Annotated in this window: 14 protein-coding genes; 8 read left to right on the forward strand and 6 right to left on the reverse strand. The window is 72.1% G+C overall.

Features of this window, described 5'->3' with window-relative positions; all coding sequences use genetic code 11:
• Nucleotides 1-36 precede the first annotated feature (36 nt).
• On the forward strand, nt 37-1,527 hold the full coding sequence (locus ACIQMJ_RS10845; RefSeq protein ID WP_499760739.1) for a hypothetical protein: 1,491 nt from the start codon (nt 37-39) through the stop codon (nt 1,525-1,527).
• A 25-nt stretch (nt 1,528-1,552) separates the two neighbouring features.
• Here the strand turns inward: ACIQMJ_RS10845 and ACIQMJ_RS10850 are convergent, their stop codons facing one another.
• Together ACIQMJ_RS10850 and ACIQMJ_RS10855 are read right to left on the reverse strand one after the other, a co-directional pair.
• Nucleotides 1,553-2,947, reverse strand: coding sequence for a hypothetical protein (locus ACIQMJ_RS10850; protein ID WP_499760740.1), 1,395 nt, complete (start codon nt 2,945-2,947; stop codon nt 1,553-1,555).
• A complete protein-coding gene (locus ACIQMJ_RS10855; RefSeq protein ID WP_499760741.1) occupies nt 2,947-3,807 on the reverse strand; it encodes a WXG100 family type VII secretion target in 861 nt (286 codons plus the stop codon). The genes ACIQMJ_RS10850 and ACIQMJ_RS10855 overlap by 1 nt, the downstream gene beginning before the upstream one ends.
• Nucleotides 3,808-3,972: 165 nt before the next feature.
• On the opposite strand from ACIQMJ_RS10855, the gene ACIQMJ_RS10860 reads away from it, so the two are divergent.
• Nucleotides 3,973-4,851: a class I SAM-dependent methyltransferase gene (locus ACIQMJ_RS10860; protein WP_499760742.1), complete on the forward strand. Its 879-nt coding sequence runs from the start codon at nt 3,973-3,975 to the stop codon at nt 4,849-4,851.
• Here the strand turns inward: ACIQMJ_RS10860 and ACIQMJ_RS10865 are convergent.
• Nucleotides 4,751-5,191: a DUF4267 domain-containing protein gene (locus ACIQMJ_RS10865; protein WP_499760743.1), complete on the reverse strand. Its 441-nt coding sequence runs from the start codon at nt 5,189-5,191 to the stop codon at nt 4,751-4,753. The genes ACIQMJ_RS10860 and ACIQMJ_RS10865 overlap by 101 nt on opposite strands.
• 89 nt (nt 5,192-5,280) lie before the next feature.
• Here ACIQMJ_RS10865 and ACIQMJ_RS10870 point away from each other — a divergent pair, with 89 nt between their 5' ends.
• The 3 genes from ACIQMJ_RS10870 to ACIQMJ_RS10880 are packed head-to-tail and all read left to right on the forward strand — an operon-like array spanning nt 5,281 to nt 6,921.
• Entirely contained in the window at nt 5,281-5,850 is a 570-nt protein-coding gene (locus ACIQMJ_RS10870) for a TetR/AcrR family transcriptional regulator (RefSeq protein WP_499760744.1), read from the forward strand.
• Nucleotides 5,851-5,902: 52 nt separating this feature from the next.
• Entirely contained in the window at nt 5,903-6,670 is a 768-nt protein-coding gene (locus tag ACIQMJ_RS10875; protein WP_499760745.1) for an SDR family oxidoreductase, read from the forward strand.
• A complete protein-coding gene (locus ACIQMJ_RS10880; protein WP_499760746.1) occupies nt 6,667-6,921 on the forward strand; it encodes a sigma factor in 255 nt (84 codons plus the stop codon). The genes ACIQMJ_RS10875 and ACIQMJ_RS10880 overlap by 4 nt, the downstream gene beginning before the upstream one ends.
• A 341-nt stretch (nt 6,922-7,262) precedes the next feature.
• Here the strand turns inward: ACIQMJ_RS10880 and ACIQMJ_RS10885 are convergent, their stop codons facing one another.
• The 3 genes from ACIQMJ_RS10885 to ACIQMJ_RS10895 are packed head-to-tail and all read right to left on the reverse strand — an operon-like array spanning nt 7,263 to nt 9,543.
• A complete protein-coding gene (locus tag ACIQMJ_RS10885; RefSeq protein WP_499760747.1) occupies nt 7,263-8,438 on the reverse strand; it encodes an FAD-dependent oxidoreductase in 1,176 nt (391 codons plus the stop codon).
• On the reverse strand, nt 8,435-9,016 hold the full coding sequence (locus ACIQMJ_RS10890) for a PadR family transcriptional regulator (RefSeq protein ID WP_499760748.1): 582 nt from the start codon (nt 9,014-9,016) through the stop codon (nt 8,435-8,437). The genes ACIQMJ_RS10885 and ACIQMJ_RS10890 overlap by 4 nt, the downstream gene beginning before the upstream one ends.
• Before the next feature lie 47 nt (nt 9,017-9,063).
• On the reverse strand, nt 9,064-9,543 hold the full coding sequence (locus ACIQMJ_RS10895; RefSeq protein WP_499760749.1) for a GNAT family N-acetyltransferase: 480 nt from the start codon (nt 9,541-9,543) through the stop codon (nt 9,064-9,066).
• Nucleotides 9,544-9,693: 150 nt separating this feature from the next.
• Between ACIQMJ_RS10895 and ACIQMJ_RS10900 the strand changes: the two genes are divergently transcribed.
• The 3 genes from ACIQMJ_RS10900 to ACIQMJ_RS10910 all read left to right on the forward strand — a co-directional run bounded on the left by ACIQMJ_RS10900 (nt 9,694) and on the right by ACIQMJ_RS10910 (nt 16,263).
• Entirely contained in the window at nt 9,694-10,266 is a 573-nt protein-coding gene (locus tag ACIQMJ_RS10900) for a snapalysin family zinc-dependent metalloprotease (RefSeq protein ID WP_499760750.1), read from the forward strand.
• A gap of 83 nt (nt 10,267-10,349) precedes the next feature.
• Complete coding sequence (locus ACIQMJ_RS10905) at nt 10,350-10,748, forward strand: DUF6191 domain-containing protein (RefSeq protein WP_499760751.1); 399 nt, start codon at nt 10,350-10,352, stop codon at nt 10,746-10,748.
• A gap of 178 nt (nt 10,749-10,926) precedes the next feature.
• Entirely contained in the window at nt 10,927-16,263 is a 5,337-nt protein-coding gene (locus ACIQMJ_RS10910) for a helix-turn-helix domain-containing protein (protein WP_499760752.1), read from the forward strand.
• The last annotated feature ends 3 nt before the right edge of the window (nt 16,264-16,266 follow it).

Here is a 16,266-nt window from a genome sequence, read left to right on the forward strand (position 1 = left end):
GGTTGACAAGTACCGGCAGGAGTCCGAGGAGGTCCGATGGCGGCACGGGACATGGATCGACGCGCGGTGTTGCGCCACGCCGGGGCGGCGGGTGCGGTCGGGGCGCTCTCGGCGCTGTTCGGTAGCGTGCCCGCGATGGCCCGACCCGCCACGACCCCGTTCGACCTGCACTTCGCGGTGACCCACAAGCACCGCCCGTTCGACCTGGTCGCGCCGCGGTTCGTGCAGTACGACAGCGCGATCACCCCGCCGTCGGCCGCCTCCGGCACGCTGGTCGGCACCGGTGTGCGCCCCCGCGCGCCGTTCGGGTCCGTGCTGGTGGAGGTGCAGCGCGCCGACGGCGTGGTGGTGGCGGGCCTGGCGGGCGGCGCGACGTCCGTGCTCGGCACCCTCGACACCACCACCGGCAAGGCGTCGATCGAGGTGACCGCCGGCGGCGCGACCACCGTCGTCAAGACCGCCGACGTGCGCGTGACCGGCGCGTTCCGGTTCGCCGTGGTCGTCAACGAGAACGCGGTCACCGTCCTGGTCGACACCACCGGCACCGGCACGGGCTGGCAGCCGGTGCTGACCGAGCGGGACGGCGTGCGCGCGCTGGTCGACCTGCGGGTGCCCGCGGTGCTGGGCGGCCTGGAGTACGCCTACGGCGGGCGCGGCGGCGACGTGCGGCTGGGCCGGGTGCGGGCGGGCTACTTCGGGCAGGCGGGCGTCCGCGACCCGCACGTCGTGCAGCACGCCGACGGCCGGCCGTTCCTCCGCGACGGCAAGCTGTACCTGACCATGACCAACGCCGGGCTGGGCTTCTTCCAGCAGGCGCACTGGGCGGTGTGGACGATCGACCTGGCCGACCCGTCGCGGCTGGAGCAGGTCGCGATCCTGTTCTTCGAGCGCGACGGCGTCGTGCTGGGCGACCACGCCGGGCAGATCGTGTACGACGACCGCACCGGCCGGTTCATCCTGCTGATGAGCTCGTGGGGCGACTTCGCGTTCCGGGGCGTGCACATCCGGCACACCACGACCACCGCGAACGTGCTGCGCGGCGTGCACGTGCTGCGCACCGAGAAGCTGCCGCTGCCGACCGCGGTCAGCTCGTGGGACCCGGCGCTGACCCGCGTCGACGACCGCTGGCACCTGGCGTTCGTGGAGAGCGAGGCGCAGCAGCCGGCGTTCGTGTTCCACCCGGCGCTCGCGGTCGCGGCCCCCGGCGCGGACTACACCGCGACCCGGCTGGTCGGCGCGGACACCGCCGTGGACCAGACCGAGGGCACGATCATCCAGAAGGTCGGCCGCCAGTGGTACCTCTTCGCCAGCGACGGCGATGCCCGGCAGTACCCGGTGTACGACCTGGCCATGCGCAAGCTGGGCACGCTCGACGCGCCCTACGGCACCAACATCCCGCACCCGATGCTGCTGCCGGTCGGCCGCGAGTGGTGGATGATCACGTTCGACGGCACGCAGTACGCCGAGCCGGTGCTCGGGTACGGCGGGCACGGCGACCTCGTCGTGATGCGCAGCCCGGCCCCCTGAGCCGGGGGCCGGGCTCGCGCCCGCGTCAGCCCTGGAGCTGCTTCTCCTTGGCGAAGAACTCCTTGATGAGGTTGTCGCGGACCTGGGCGCCGTTGGCCGCGTACGGCCCGCCGGGACCGGTGAGCTGGTCGATCTGCTGGAACAGGGCCAGGCTCTGGTCCCGCATCGCGGGGTTCATCGTGAGCTGCTGGCCGTTGACCGTCACCGGGTTGCCCTGGATGTAGTCGCGCAGGCCGTTCCAGTCGGTGTGCGCGGCCGTGCCCGGCGGCAGCTGGTAGCTCAACCGCGGCGGGTTGTTGTTCGCGCCGTGGTGGGCGTTCTCGTTGACGAGCACGTTCTGGTACTCCAGCAACGTGTTGTGCGCGTTGTGGTGGTTGAAGCCGTGCTCGTTCTGCCGGGCGTGCCCGACCTCGTGCAGCAACGTCGCGTTGTCGTTGTGCTTGTCGTCGAGCATGAGGAGGTTGCTGTCGCCGTTGTAGGCGCCGCCGCCCTGCATGTCGAGGGCGTCGGCCGCCGGGGTGCCCGCGAAGTCGGGGTCGGCCATCAGCTCCGGCGGGTAGCCCATCATCTCGCCCAGCGTCATCCGCTGCTGCTCGGGCGTGAGGCCGTGGCGGTTCTCCGGCGGCAGGTCCATGACCGGCGTGTCCAGCGTGTACGGGCGGCCGTCCGGCCGGTTACCCGTGGGCACGATGACCGCGCCGACGTCATTGTTGACCCCGAGCTGCCGGCGGATGTCACCGATGCGGTCGCCGATCGGCCTGGTGTCCGGGCTCGGCATCGGCGTGGGGTTCGGCGGCGAGGGCATCGGGCCGTCGCCCGCCACCTCGGGCGGCGGCGGCACGGTGTCGCCCTGGTTCGTGGTGTCGCCCTGGTTGTTCCCGCCCTGGTTGCCGCCACCCTGGTTGCCGCCCTGGCTGGTGCCGGGCGGGCCCTGGTAGACGTCGTTGTCCCGACCGATGTTGCCGAGGTTGTCGGCGATGTCGGTGTCGGTCGTGCTCATCGTCTCGGCGGAGTCGCGGACCTTCTGCGCGGCGTTGGCGGCGGCGTCCGCGGCGGCCTTGGTCGTGTCCGCGCCCTGGCTGATCGTGGTGTTCAGCGGTGACGCGATCATGCTGCCGAACGCGCCGTACGCGTCGGCCGTCGCCTGGTGCGAGCCCAGGTTCTGGCCGGCCGTGGTGAGGCCGTGGCCGACGTTGTCCAGGTTCTGCGCCGCCCAGTCCAGGTTGTCCAGGCTCATCGCGCTGCCGTTATCGCTGACCTGGTAGAAGTCCGAGAACGGGTTCTGCGGCGACGGCGGCGGACTGACCTCGTAGCGGTCGCTGAACGGGTTGCTGGTCGTGCTCGTGGTGCTGTCCGGGCTGCTGGGCGGCGAGTCCCCGCCCGTGGACGAGGAGCTGCCGCCCCCTCCGTGGCGGGCCATCAGACGGCCGCCTTCGTCGGGTCACCGCTCTGCGGCGCGCCGCTGCCCTTGTCGCCGTAGAAGTCGCCGTACCCGCCGCCTGCCTTGACGCCCTCGTGCACGATGCCGCCCGCGTCGCCGAACCGGGAGAAGTTCTGCCCCAGCGTGCCCATCGACCCGCCGAGCTTGCCCAGCCGCGCGGCCTGCCTGCCCAGCGCGGCGATCAGCTTGGCGATCCGGGCGCCGATCTGCACCGCCAGCGCGGTGGCCGCGCCGACCGCGTAGCCGATGAACCCGACGATCGACGCGCCCAGCGTGAACACCGCGGCGGCGGCCGCGATCAGCGCGCCCTTGACGAGCTGGGCGAGCAGGCCCGCGATCAGGTCGCGCACGATGTCGCGCAGGATGATGATCAGCGTGCCGGTCACCGCCGTCACGCGGGCCGTGCCGTCCACGACCTCGGCCAGCGAGTCCAGCTCGCCGCCCAGCCGGTCCATGCTCTGCTTGAACGCCTCGCCCGCCTTGCCCTCCCAGCCGGTGAACTGCGCCATGGCGGTCTTGTGCACCTCGGCCTGGTCGCGGATCGCCTTGGCGTCGGCCTTGACCTGCTCGATGTGCGCCTGGATGGCGTCGCGGTCGCCCATCAGCATGTCCAGCGGCTCGCGCAGGAAGCTGACGTGCTCGATCAACCACCCGATCCCGGCCGCGAGCAGCGTGCCGATCGGGTCGACCACCAGCGCCACGGTGGAGGCGACCGCGTCGATCGCGCCGAACGTGATGTCCAGGACGCGTTCGGTCTCGCTCTGCGCGTCCCCCTCGATCGTCTTGACGAAACTGGCGTAGCTCTCGAAGATCCCGGCCCCGGTCCACTGGTCGGTCATCCCCACCACCGCCAGCCGGCCGCACGGCCGCCGTGCCCTCGTGCCACCACGGAAATCTCTCCCCCTGCTCGGATGAATCCGAATGACAGTGGACCGCCCCGCGCCAACGACGGGCCAACGTCCGGCCAACTCCGGGTGACCACCCGTGTTTGGGATGCTCGTGCGGTGACGAACCACATCGACGAAGCTCTGCGAGCGCTGGCGGACGGCGACATCGGCGCGGCCGGGGAGGCGTTGCGCGGCGGGACCACGCCGTTGGCGGCGGCGTTGGCGGAACACCTGGCGGCGACGCGGGAGGGGTCGGTGTACGACCAGCCCGCGGCGTTCGAGGCGTTCATCGACGGCGGCGGGAACGTGGGGCTCTACCGGGCGGTCACCGAGGCGTTGGGGCGGGTCTACGCCGACGTCGGGCCGACGAGCCTGCTCGACATCGGGTGCGGTGACGGGCGGGCGCTGCGGCCGGCGCTGACCTCGGAGCACGCGCCCGCCTCGGTGACGCTGGTCGAGCCGTCCACGGCGTTGCTCGACGCGGCGGTGCGCGCGTTGGAGGGGTACGACGTGGACGCCCGGCACACCAGGGTGGAGCTGTTCGCGGCGGGGCTGCCCGCGGACGCGGTGTTCGACGTGGCGCAGTCGACGTTCGCGCTGCACACGTTGCCGCACGAGGTGCGCGACACCGTGCTGGCCGACCTGGTGGGGCACGTCGGCGTGCTCGCCGTGGTCGAGTTCGACGTGCCGGACCTGCCCCACGCGAGCCCCGAGCACCGCCGGTTCCTGGCCGAGGTCTACGAGCGCGGGCTGGCCGAGTACGACGCCGACCGGGACCTGGTGGCGCAGGGCTTCCTGATGCCGGTGCTGACCGGGCAGCTGGTGCCGGGCGCGACGCGGGCCACGTGGGAGCAGCCCGCGTCGAGGTGGGCGGAGCAGGTCGAGCGGGCCGGGTTCACCGATGTGCGGGTGACGCGGCTGCACGACTACTGGTGGTCCCCGGCGTTCCTGCTGACCGCTTCCGGGTCTCCCACAGCAGCGACGCCGCCACGATGAGCACGAGCACGGCCGCCGAGCCGTGCACGGCCAGCGCGTAGGCCACCGTGCCGCCGTTGGTGACCACGGCGAAGAAGTCGCCGATGGGGATGATCGCGTCGACCAGCACCACCCAGCCGAGGGCGCGGCGGTGTCGCAGCAGGAGCAGGACCAGCGCGGTCAGCGCGTAGGCGAGGTCACGCACGCCCTTGACCACGAAGTACCCGTCGTTCTCGGGCCACGGGTTGATGCCGAAGCCCGCCGCCGCGCCCTGCCCGTCGAGCAGGAAGCCGAGGCCGAAGTAGAGGCCGGCGAGGACGACGAGCACGCCGAGGACCGTGTTGACGCGGTGGTGGGTCATGTTCCGACTCCGGTTGCTAGCAGTGCTAGGTGCGAGAGCGACACTAGCTCTAGAGGCGCTCGAATGTCTAGCACTGCTAGCATCGGGCTGTGTCCATCCAGCAGCGCCGTGAGCGCGAACGCGCCGAACGCCACCGGCTGATCGTCGACGCGGCCCGCGAGCTGGCCGAGGCGGAGGGGTGGGACGCGGTCACCACCCGCCGCCTGGCCGAGCGGGTCGAGTACAGCCAGCCGGTGCTCTACAGCCACTTCAAGGGCAAGGACGCGATCGTGCGCGCCGTGGCCGTGCAGGGATGCGCGGACCTGGCCGAACTCCTGCGCGCTGCCCGCACGGCCCACCGCTCGCCCGCGGCGGCGCTGCGCGCGGTGGCGGAGACCTACCTGGACTTCGCCGCCACCCGGCCCGCGCTCTACGACGCCATGTTCGTCCGGGAGGTCGACCTGGCGTTCGGCACGGCCGACTCGCCGCCGGAGCTGGTCGCCGCGTTCACCGAGTTCGTGGCCGTCGTCCAGCCCCTCGCCGGTGACGACGACGTGGAGACGCTCACCGAAGTCCTCTGGAGCGCCCTGCACGGCCAAGCCACCCTCCACCAGGGCCGACGCCTGCGCCCCACCCACCACCGCGCCCGCCTCGACCTGCTGCTGAGCCGGTTCTCCTGAACGGTGTGCCGCCCGGATGTCACAGCGGGCCGGGCTGCGTCGTCTCGTGGGCATGAGCGAGCACACCGAACACGGACGGGTCGCGCTGGTCACCGGCGCGAACAAGGGCATCGGCCGCGGCGTGGCCGAGCGGTTGGCGGGGCTGGGCATGACGGTGCTGGTCGGGGCCAGGGACGTCCGGCGCGGCGAGGAGGCCGCCGCCTCGTTGCGCGCGTCCGGTGGTGACGTGCACGCGATCGCGCTGGACGTCACCGACCAGGGCGCGGTCCGCGCGGCCGCGCGGCTGGTCGAGGAGCGGTTCGGCCGCCTCGACGTGCTGGTGAACAACGCGGGCATCACCGGCTCCGGGCAGGTCTCGCCCCGGGACGCGCACGACCAGGTGCCCGGCTCGGTCGACCTCGACATGGTGCGGGAGGTGTTCGAGACCAACGTGTTCGGGGTGATCGCGGTGACCAACGCCGTGCTGCCGCTGCTGCGGCGGTCCCCGGCGGCGCGCATCGTCAACGTCAGCAGCCACGCCGCGTCGCTGGCCCTCACCAGCGACCCGGACGGTCCCTTCGCGGCGCTGGTGCCCTCGGCCGCCTACTCGCCGTCCAAGTCCGCGCTGAACGCGCTGACCGTGCAGTACGCCAACGAGCTGCGGGCGGACGGCATCCTGGTCAACGCGGTCGCGCCCGGTTTCGTCGCCACCGACAGCAACAACCACACCGGGTTCCTCACCGTCGCCCAGGGGGCCGCGGTCGTGGTGCGCCTGGCCACGCTCGGCGCGGACGGGCCGACGGCCGGGTTCTTCGCCGAGGACGGCCCGGTGCCGTGGTGACCCGGGTCGAGGAGTTCGAACGGCTTCGGCCGCTGCTGTTCTCCGTCGCCTACCGGATCCTGGGCAGCGTCGGCGAGGCCGAGGACGCCGTGCAGGAGACGTGGCTGCGCTACGACGCCTCGCCGACCACGCCCGAGTCGCCCAAGTCGTTCCTGTCGGCGGTGGTCACCCGGATCTCGATCGACGTGCTGCGCTCGGCCCGCGTCCGGCGCGAGGAGTACGTCGGGCCGTGGTTCCCGAACCGCTGTTGACCGACCCCTACCAGGACCCGGAGCGGTCGGCGGAGCTGGCCGATTCGCTGTCCCTGGCGGCGCTGCTCCTGCTGGAACGCCTCAGCCCGCTCGAACGCGCGGTGTTCGTGCTGCGGGAGGTGTTCGGGTTCGGCTTCCCCGAGGTCGCGTCGGCCGTGGGGCGTTCCGAGGCGGCGTGCCGCCAGCTCGCCGTGCGGGCGCGTCGGCACGTGGACGCGGGCCGGCCCCGGTTCGAGGCCGACCGGCGCGAGCGCGAGGAGCTCGCCAAGAGCGGAACTCCGGCCGTGCGCGGACGATCGGGCCGCGCTGTGGTCCGCAATCCTGCGGACCGGCCGGAGGCGTCAGGCGTGGCTCAGGGTGTCGTCCCACTCGATCCGGTGGTCGAACTGCCAGGTGAACCGGGACGGGTCGGTGAACCTGAACGCCAGGGGCAGCAGGGTGTCGCGCAGGAGGCGGCCCACGGGGCCGGCGGCCTTGTCGCGGTTGGTGCGGGCGGCCTGGGCGATGATCCGCTCGACCCGGTCCCGCCGCAGCGCCTCGTAGACCCGGAAAGCCGCGTCGTGCGGCAGGTCGCGCAGGCAGCGGGCCAGTTGCACGGCGCTCTCGAACGCCAGGGACGCGCCCTGGCCGGAACTCGGCGAGGTGGCGTGCGCGGCGTCCCCGACCAGGACCAGCCGGCCGCGGCTCCACCTCGGCACGGTCGGCACGTCCTCCAGCGCGCCCGTCACCACCAGGTCGGCCGGGTCGGTGGCGTCGATCAGCCGCACGGCGGGCGTGCGGTCGGGGGTGAACGCGGCGCGCAGCACGGCCAGCCACTCCCCCGGGCCGGTGGCCCGGGCCTGCGCCGTGGTCAGCGGAATCCGGCGGGGCAGGTTGGCGAACCAGCCGCCGGAGCCGTCGGCGTGGACCTGGTAGCCGAAGAACGCGCGCTTGCCCGAGACCAGCCGCATCGCGCCGCCGGTCGACGGCTCGCCGGTGCGCGCGAGCCGCGCGCCGAAGCCGAGCAGACCGGCGTAGCGCGGGCCCCGCGCGTCCGGGTCGATGATCCGCCGCACGGTCGAGCGGATGCCGTCCGCGCCGACGAGCAGGTCCGCGTCGACCTCCGAGCCGTCGGCGAACCGCGCGGTGACGTGCGGGCCGTGGTCCGCGGCGTCGACCAGTTCCCGGCCGTGCTCCACGGTGACGCCCCGCCGGACCGCTTCCTCGCGCAGCACGCGGTGCAGGTCGGCGCGCCACACCAGCAGCTGGGGCGGTTCGCCGCCGAACCGGCCGAGCGTGCGGCCCGTCCAGGTCTGCAGCTCCATCGCGGTCATCGGTGTGCCGATCCCCCGCACCGCGTCGGCCAGGCCGACGACCTCCAACGCCTGCAAGCCGTTCGGGGCGATGCTCAGCGCGCCGCCCGAGCCGTCGGCCACCCGGTCGTACCGCTCGTGCACGCTCGCGTCGATGCCCGCCTTGCGCAACGCCATCGCCGCGACGGGCCCGCCGATGCCGCCGCCGATCACGATCGCTCTCATCGTTCCCCCTCGTGGAAGGCCGCCCACTGAGGGCGCCAGTCGTCGATCCGCTCCAGGAAGCGCCGGACGAACGCCACCTCGGCGTTCAGCAGCGCGATCCGGTACTCCTCCTCGACCAGGAACAACGGGTGCGCGTCGGCCCCCGCGACGAGCGCCTCGGCCTCGTCCAGCCGCCCGCGCAGCCCGGCCAGCCGGTCGCGCAGGAGGACGACCACCTCGTCCGGGTGCAGCGCCGCGATCATGGACAGGGCCGCGACGAAGTGCGGGTGCTCGTGCCGGGGTTCGGCGACGAGCTCGCGCATCCAGTCCTTCAGCTCCGCCCGCCCGGCGTCGGTCAACGCGTAGACCGTCCGCTCCGGCCGCTGCCCCTCGCGGGACGTCTCGTGCTCCACGATGAACCCGGCGTTCGCGAGCTGGCCGAACACCATGTAGAGCGAGCCGTGGGTGAACTTGATGCTGCGGTCGTCGCCGTGCGCGCGCATGAGCCGGCTGAGCTCGTAGGGGTGCATCGGCTCGCGCACCAGGTAGCCGAGCACCGCCAACCCGAGCAGGTTGCCGACCTTCCGCTTGGACGCCACCGCCACCTCCTAGTCAGCTCTGACTATTCACGAGCGACTAGTCAGAGTCAACTAACCGGGCGGCGCAGGCACACCAGGCCGGGCCGGTCGTCCCAGGAGTCGGCACGGGTGAAGCCGAGGCGTTCGTAGAGGCCGATGGCGTCTCGCCGCCAGTGCCACACCGACAGCCGCACGGAGCCCGCACCGGTGTCCACCGCGTGCGCGAGCACCGCGCCGAGCAGCGCCTTCGCCGCTCCCCGACCCCGGCAGGCCGGGTCCACCCACAGCCGCTTGACCTCCAGCGAGCCGTCGGGCGACGCGGACGCGGCCACGCAGCCCACTGCGGCACCGCCGGTCTCGGCCACCCACACGGTGTCGGCGGCGAACGCGGTCCGCGGGTCGAGCACCTCGGCCCGGTAGCGCGGCGGCAGTTCCCCGACGGCGGACACCGCGACGCCCTTCTCCGCCTCCGTCCGCAGGTGGTAGGCGAGCAGGAGGGGCGCGAGCGCCTGGTCACGCCACTTCGACACGGTGATCTCGACTGTCATGGCGGCAGCCTCACACGGCCGGCGGCCCCGATCACAACCGCACAACCCTACGTATGGGGCTGGTGACGAACGGCTACGGACTGGTTCGTTGGGTGGCGGGAGCCTCCCCTGTCACACGGCTCCCGATCCCTGTACCCCAAGGAGACCACCATGCTCGTACGAAAGGCCGTCGGCATCCTCGCCGGCGTGCTGGGCCTGATGCTGCCGCTGGTCGCGGTGGCCGCGCCGAGCGCGTCGGCGGAGCCGCAGGCTCTGGTGCGCACCCTGTACTACGACGTGAGCCAGGCCCAGGAGTTCGTGGCGGACTGGGACCGCGCCGCGACGAACTGGAACAACTCGGTGTCCAACGTCAAGCTGGCCCGCCGGACCTCCACGTCGGGTGTCAACATCCGGATCCTGGCCGACAACGGCTGGCCCCGGGCCTACGTGAGCTCGCTCGGCAACGGCACCGTCTACATGGGACGCCAGGCCGTGCAGCAGGGCTACTACCGGCCGCGGATCTCGACCCACGAGATCGGGCACATCCTCGGTCTGCCGGACCGGCGGACCGGCCTGTGCGCCGACCTGATGTCGGGCTCCAGCGCGCCCGTGTCCTGCCAGAACGACCTGCCGAACGCCGCCGAGCGCGCCGAGGTGGAGCGCCGGTTCGCCGGCTCCCTGGCCGCGGTGGACGTGCGCGCGGCGGGCTACACCGGCAGCAGCACGGAGTGCTTCGTCTACTGATCGGCACGGTAGTGCCTCGTGGGGCCGTCCTCGGCCCCACGAGGCACCCGGAACCACGGCCCGCCCCCGCTCGTTCGGGTGGCGTGGACGCAGTGGAGACGGTGCTGGCCTGGAGCATCCCCGGCGGGACGTTGTCCGTGGTGGGGGTCGCGGTGTTCGAGCTGCTGCGCCGGGGGAAGCGCAAGCGCAAGGGCACCCCGCTGGCCACGACGACCGTCAACGAGATCACCGCGATGTTCTACGGCTCCAAGCGCATGGAACTCGACCACCGCGACTCGGTGGCCGTGATGCGCGAGGAGGAGTCGCAGGGCGCGCCACCGCTGCGGCTCGACCTGGACGACGGCGTGGTGCGGCTACCCCGGTCCGACGCTGCCCGCCTGCACGACACCTCCCGCGGTCCCGGCCACGACGTTCACGGTGACCGGCGGCGTGCGGGTGCGCAAGACCCGCCACAGCAGCACGAGCAGGACCGCCTGCCCTGACAGGATCGCGCACCCCGCGAACCACATGATTGCGGTGATCGACAGCGCGTTCGCCATGTCGTCCCCTTTCCACCCCTCCGGTGCTCCCGGTTGCCGCTAGCGTGGGACGACCGGTGGGCGTCCCGACAGCGGAGGGACGTTCCCGGGACATCGCCGGGGACACGCCGAGGGGTGACGAGTGGAGCCGTCCGCGCCGGAACGAGCCTTCGCCGCCGAGGTCGAGCGCCACCGCGCCGCCGCCCGCGTCACGCAGGACTGGGTCGCGCAGCGCGTCGGCCTGTCCCGCGCCAAGGTCTCCGAGGTGTGCGGTGGCCGTTACCTGCCGAGCCGGCAGGCGCTGGACGCGCTGATCACCGCGCTGGCCCTGGACCGGGAACGCGCGGTCGCGCTGTGGAAGGCCGCGTGGGAGGCGCGCGAGGAGCGGCGCAGGGCCGAGCGGGCGAACCGGCAGGAGCCTCCCGACGACTGGACCTCGTTGCCCGCGCTGCCGGTCGAGGTGCGTTCGCTGCTGCGGGCGCAGGAGGTCGCCGCCCGTGACCTGCCGTACCGGTTGCCCGGCGCGCGCAAGCCGTCGCTGGACACCGTCTACGTCCGCCAGGACCTGGGGACCGGCACGGAGGAGGCCCACGACGAGCAGCCGCGCACGGAACCGGAGCTGGACGAGCGCGGCCTGCTGCGCGAACGTGCCGCGCCCAAGCCGCGGCTGACCGTCCGGCCGCCCGCCCGCACGGTGCAGCAGGCGTTGGACGACGACGAGCACGTCCTGGTCACCGGCGGTCCCGGACAGGGCAAGTCGACCCTCTCACTGCGCCTGGCGGGCGAGATCGCCGCGCGGTGGTCCGGCGGCGACGCCCCGCCACCGCTGGCCGAACCGGTCGTCCCGCTGCGGCTCACGGCGCGCGAGCTGGCCACCCGTCTCGACCTGCCGTTCCCGAAGGCGCTGGTGGAGAGCATCGCCGCCGAGTACGGCTCGCTGCTGTGGTCGGAGGTCGGGCCCGGTCAGGTGGCCGAACGCGTAGCCGGCTGCCGGTGGTTGCTGCTGGTCGACGGCCTGGACGAGGTCGCCGACCCGGCCGACCAGAGCCGGTTGCTGCACGTGCTGGAGAGGTGCGCCGCGCCAGGGACCCCGTACCGCGTCGTGGTGACCACCAGGCCCATCGAGGGCTCGATTCTCGCACCGCTCCAGCGCGCGTCCGCCGCCCGGTACGAGCTCCAGCCGTTCGACGAGGAGGCGTTGCGCCGCTTCGCGGCCAACTGGTTCGACGGCAGCCCCGGACAGGCCGACCGGTTCGTCCGCCAGCTCCGGGCCGCCCACCTGGACGAGCTGGTCCGCGTTCCCCTGCTGGCGACCATCGCGGCGATCATCTTCGAGCAGTCCGGCGGCCGGCCGCTGCCGGACAACCAGTACGAGCTGTACGAGGCGTACCTGGGCTACCTGCTCACCGCCCACCCGACCGCTCCCGGCCCGTTCGACCACCTGCGCGAGGACCTGCTGCAACACCTGGGCCGCGTCCGCCTGCGCACCGACACGTCCCTGATGACCGCCGCCCGCGCCTGGGTCGGCGACCGCGTGCCCGTGCGGGTCGGCTGGACCGACGAGCTGACGACGTTCCTCACCGCCGCGGGACCGCTGGTCCAGCGCGGCGACGACCTGCGCTTCCTGCACCACAGCTTCGCCGAGCACCTGGCCGCCACCGCCGCGGCCCGCGAGCTGCCCACCGCGTTCGACGACGGGCACCACGAGTTCAAGTCGTTGCTGCACACGGCGTTGCAGGGCGAGCAGGGGCGGCACGCGCGGGCCGTGCTGCTGCACTACACGCGCCTGCACCCCGACCAGGCCGACCACGTGGTGCGGTCGCTGCACGCGGGCGGCGCGAGCCACCACGTCCTGGCCGCGAAGCTGCTCGCCCAGCACCTGCCGGCCGGTCCGGCGGTCGTGGACGACTTCCTGGCCACCACCAGGGCGTGGGCGATGACCACGGAGTACCTGGGCGCGGAGGTGCTGCGCCACGCGAGCCGTGCCGCCCACCACCCCGCGCTCGTGTCGTGGCTGCTCGACCTGATGCGCGACGGTCACGCGCCCTGGCAGTCCCGGATCGAAGCGGCGACCGCCCTGGCCACCCGCCTGCGCACCTCCGACACCCCGGAAGCCGTCACCCTGCTCCGGGCCGTCACCGAGGACACGACCATCTCGGTGACGGACCGCCTGTCCGCCGCCGAGGCGTTGTCGCAGTGCGGGGGTGCCGAGCACGGTGCGGCCGAACGCGGCCTGCGGGCCGTGCTGACCGACCGCAACGCCGAGATGTCGGACTGCCGCACCGCCGCTGTGGTGTTGGCCGGCCTCAGCCCCGAAGGCCGCTCCTTCGCCACGAAGGCCCTGCTGGACTACCTGGACGACCCGCTCATGCCGAACGGCGACCTGGTCGAGATCGCGACCGGCCTGGTGGAGATCGGCGTCGAGTTCCACGAGAGGTGCGCCGAGGTCTTCCTGGCCGTGCTGCGCGACCCGGTCGACTCGATGACCGGCCGCCATGACGCGGCCGTCGCCCTGGCCACACTGGGCCCCCACCGCCTCGACCAAGCCGCTGATGCCCTGCTCGACCTGATCGGAACGAAGCGGATCCACCACTTCGAACGGGTCGCCGCAGCGACAACACTTGCCGAGCTGGGACCGAAGCACCGCACCATCGCCGCAGAGCACCTGCGAGCGATGATGGTGGAACACGGCCTGGAGCACTCCGATCAGCGCATCGTTCTCATGGCCTTGTTGGATCTCGATGCGTGCGACCGGCGCGAAGCGGCGATTCACCTGCGCAGGACCATCGACGATCAGCAGGCAAGCGCGAACACGTACTACCCGGCCGTTCGAACGCTCGCCGACCTCGGACCGGAATACCACGACGAGGCGGCACGGTACCTTCTGCGCATCTCCGAAGATCCGCTGGTGACCGGTCACGAACGGGAAGCCGCTCTTGGTCGACTGGCAGAGTTCGGCGAACCCCACCGGGCCAACGCCATCAGCCGGTTGCGCCACCATCTCGCCGACCCTGACACGGAATCGAGCATGCGGTGCGGCGCAGCCGCCGAGTTGAGCCGCCTCGGACCGGAGTTCCACGGTGAGGTGGTCGAGCACCTGCACGACATCCTCGCGGGTGACCTCCGCGCCTACGACGCCTCGCGTGCTTGGCGATTGCTCGCCTCCCTCGACACCCGGCACGCGGAGGCAGCGGCCGAGGCGCAAGTGGACCTCCTCGCCCCCAGGACGAACGAGGACGGTTACAGGTTCTTCATCATCGAACGACTCCCGATTACTGCGGGGAACTTGGATGCAGCGGCCGAAAAACTGCTCGACACCGTCACGGACGCCAGGCTCTCCTGGCGCGCCCGGTACCAAGCGTGCTATCAGCTCGAGCAGCTCCACCGCAGGTTCCACCTCCCCCTGGTGACCACCGCCATCGAGCTGTGGAATACCGATCCGACGAAAGCCGCGAGATTACTGGCATCCCGCTTCACGACAACAGCACGGCAGGTGAGGGCTCGGTTGGCGGACCACATCCACCGCACGATCGGCGGGAGCGATGACGCCGACGCAGTCATCGCAGGCGCGGAATTGCTGATCGCGCTGGGCCATCACGACGACTCGACCGCGTCATCGGTGCGTGCGGTGGTGCTCGACCACCTGATCCCGTTCCACACACGCACGAGAGCGGCGACGATTCTGGCCCGCCTCGACCCTCGTCACCTCGGGGAAGCCGTCGACTTGGTCGCCGGGCCGGCCGCGCACGCATCACCTCTGAAATCGAGGAGAACGCTGCTCGAACTAGCGCGATTGGGCGCTGACGTGTCAGCACACCTGGGCACCCGGTCGAGCCGCGACGGCCACTGTGAGCTGTGGCAGGCAAGCGCTGAACTGGCGATCGACCTGCACGGGCAGCCCGATCACGAGGTGATCGGTGAGCTCCGGCGGCTGGCGACTGACGTTCACCTCGCTTTCGCCACGCGCAGCGACGCCCTCCTGACCCTGTCACGGTTCAAGACGCCCGCACCCAACGCCCTCGGTTACCTGGAATCGGTGGTGGACGACAAGGCCGCACCGGTGGACGAGCGGGGCCGGGCCGCGCACGACCTGGTTCGACTTGACCGGTCCCGATGGCACAGGTGCGTCGCAACGCTGCGGCGGATCCTCATCGAGCCGATGGCGACACTCGACGAGCAGCTGGACCTGATCAGGTGGTTGAGCGAGCTCAACGCGCTCCACCAAGGCGAGATCAACAGGCTCAACCTCGCGGTCGTGCACCACCCGAGTGCCTCCACGTCCACTCGACGAGACGCCCTCTACCGTGTCACTGATCAGACGAGAGCGGCTCTCTTCGAAGAGACAGTCGCGGACGCTGCCACACCGGTCTCCGTGCGCCTCCCGGCTCACGTCGATCCGTCGTTGACCGAAGCGGTCGTCAAGGCCGCGCGGGACGTGATGACCGCGATCGAGTCGACGCCTGCCGACCGTGTCTCGGCGGTGGTCGCGTTGGTCGGGTCCTCGAACCGGTTCTTACCCGAGGCGATCGACGCGCTGATCGCCGCCGCCCACCACACCCGATTCGGCGCTTGGCGTGCCTTGGCCGATTGCGGCACGTCGTACCGGCGGGAGGTGCTTGCCAGGGCCCTTGGCGTGGTTGGAGACGAAGCCGAGCCCGTGCACACCAGGTTCCGGGCCGTTGAGCTGATCACCGATCTCCTCCGAGTACTACCGGCCGAAGTGGTGGAGTTCCTGCGGCGGGTTGCCGCAGACGAGCGGACGTCCTTGCGGTGGCGGCTCGATGCGATGTTCAGGCTTCGTCATGTGGACGGGTTGGACGGTGTTCGGGCCATGCGGGACGACGAGCGCGTTCCGGCCGCCATCCGACGGCTCGCCGCGACGAAGTTGGTCGACTACCGGCCGGAAGACCGCGTCAAGGGAGCCGAGCTGCTCCACGAGATCGCCGCCGACCCCGCTCAGCGACCGGCGTTGCGGTGTGCGGCGGCATCCGACCTGGTGCGGTTCGGCAAGCCCGGGCGCGAACAGGCTGCGGAGATCGCACGCGCGATGGCCGTGGACGTGGAACTGCCGACGACCAGCCGGATTCACGCGGCCGGAGTGTTGGCGGAGGCGGCGCGGAGCAGGCGGCTGGAAGTGTTGGGGATTCTGCGGGAGTTGGGCACGGCGGAGAAGCCGGTGCACCGGCTGCGGGCGTTGCAGGCGATGGCGGTGTTCGCGCCGTTGGAGGCGACGCGTCCGTTGCGCGCGATGACGCGGGATCGCGAGCTGCCTCCGCTCGTGCGGTTGCGCAGTGCCGAAGCGCTCGTCGTCAACCATCGGGAGCACCGCGAGTCCGCCGTGATCGCGGCACGGGAGGTGGCGGGCGACGAACGTCTGCCGAAGCACGTCAGGGTTCGCGCCGCGCGGAACCTCGCCCGGTGGAGCGAGGTGTTCCGCGACGACGCCCGACGGCTGCTGCACGTCCTGCTGGAGCGGTGAGCC

This window comes from Actinosynnema sp. NPDC091369 (genome assembly GCF_044757065.1).
GTDB lineage: Bacteria > Actinomycetota > Actinomycetes > Mycobacteriales > Pseudonocardiaceae > Actinosynnema.

Bases quoted from the DNA above. Each gene is read 5' to 3' on its own strand.
- ACIQMJ_RS10895 (WP_499760749.1), bottom strand. From the start codon at position 9,543: ATGACAGTCGAGATCACCGTGTCGAAGTGGCGTGACCAGGCGCTCGCG.
- ACIQMJ_RS10850 (WP_499760740.1), bottom strand. From the start codon at position 2,947: ATGGCCCGCCACGGAGGGGGCGGCAGCTCCTCGTCCACGGGCGGGGAC.
- ACIQMJ_RS10900 (WP_499760750.1), top strand. From the start codon at position 9,694: ATGCTCGTACGAAAGGCCGTCGGCATCCTCGCCGGCGTGCTGGGCCTG.
- ACIQMJ_RS10865 (WP_499760743.1), bottom strand. From the start codon at position 5,191: ATGACCCACCACCGCGTCAACACGGTCCTCGGCGTGCTCGTCGTCCTC.
- ACIQMJ_RS10875 (WP_499760745.1), top strand. From the start codon at position 5,903: ATGAGCGAGCACACCGAACACGGACGGGTCGCGCTGGTCACCGGCGCG.
- ACIQMJ_RS10845 (WP_499760739.1), top strand. From the start codon at position 37: ATGGCGGCACGGGACATGGATCGACGCGCGGTGTTGCGCCACGCCGGG.
- ACIQMJ_RS10885 (WP_499760747.1), bottom strand. From the start codon at position 8,438: ATGAGAGCGATCGTGATCGGCGGCGGCATCGGCGGGCCCGTCGCGGCG.
- ACIQMJ_RS10855 (WP_499760741.1), bottom strand. From the start codon at position 3,807: ATGACCGACCAGTGGACCGGGGCCGGGATCTTCGAGAGCTACGCCAGT.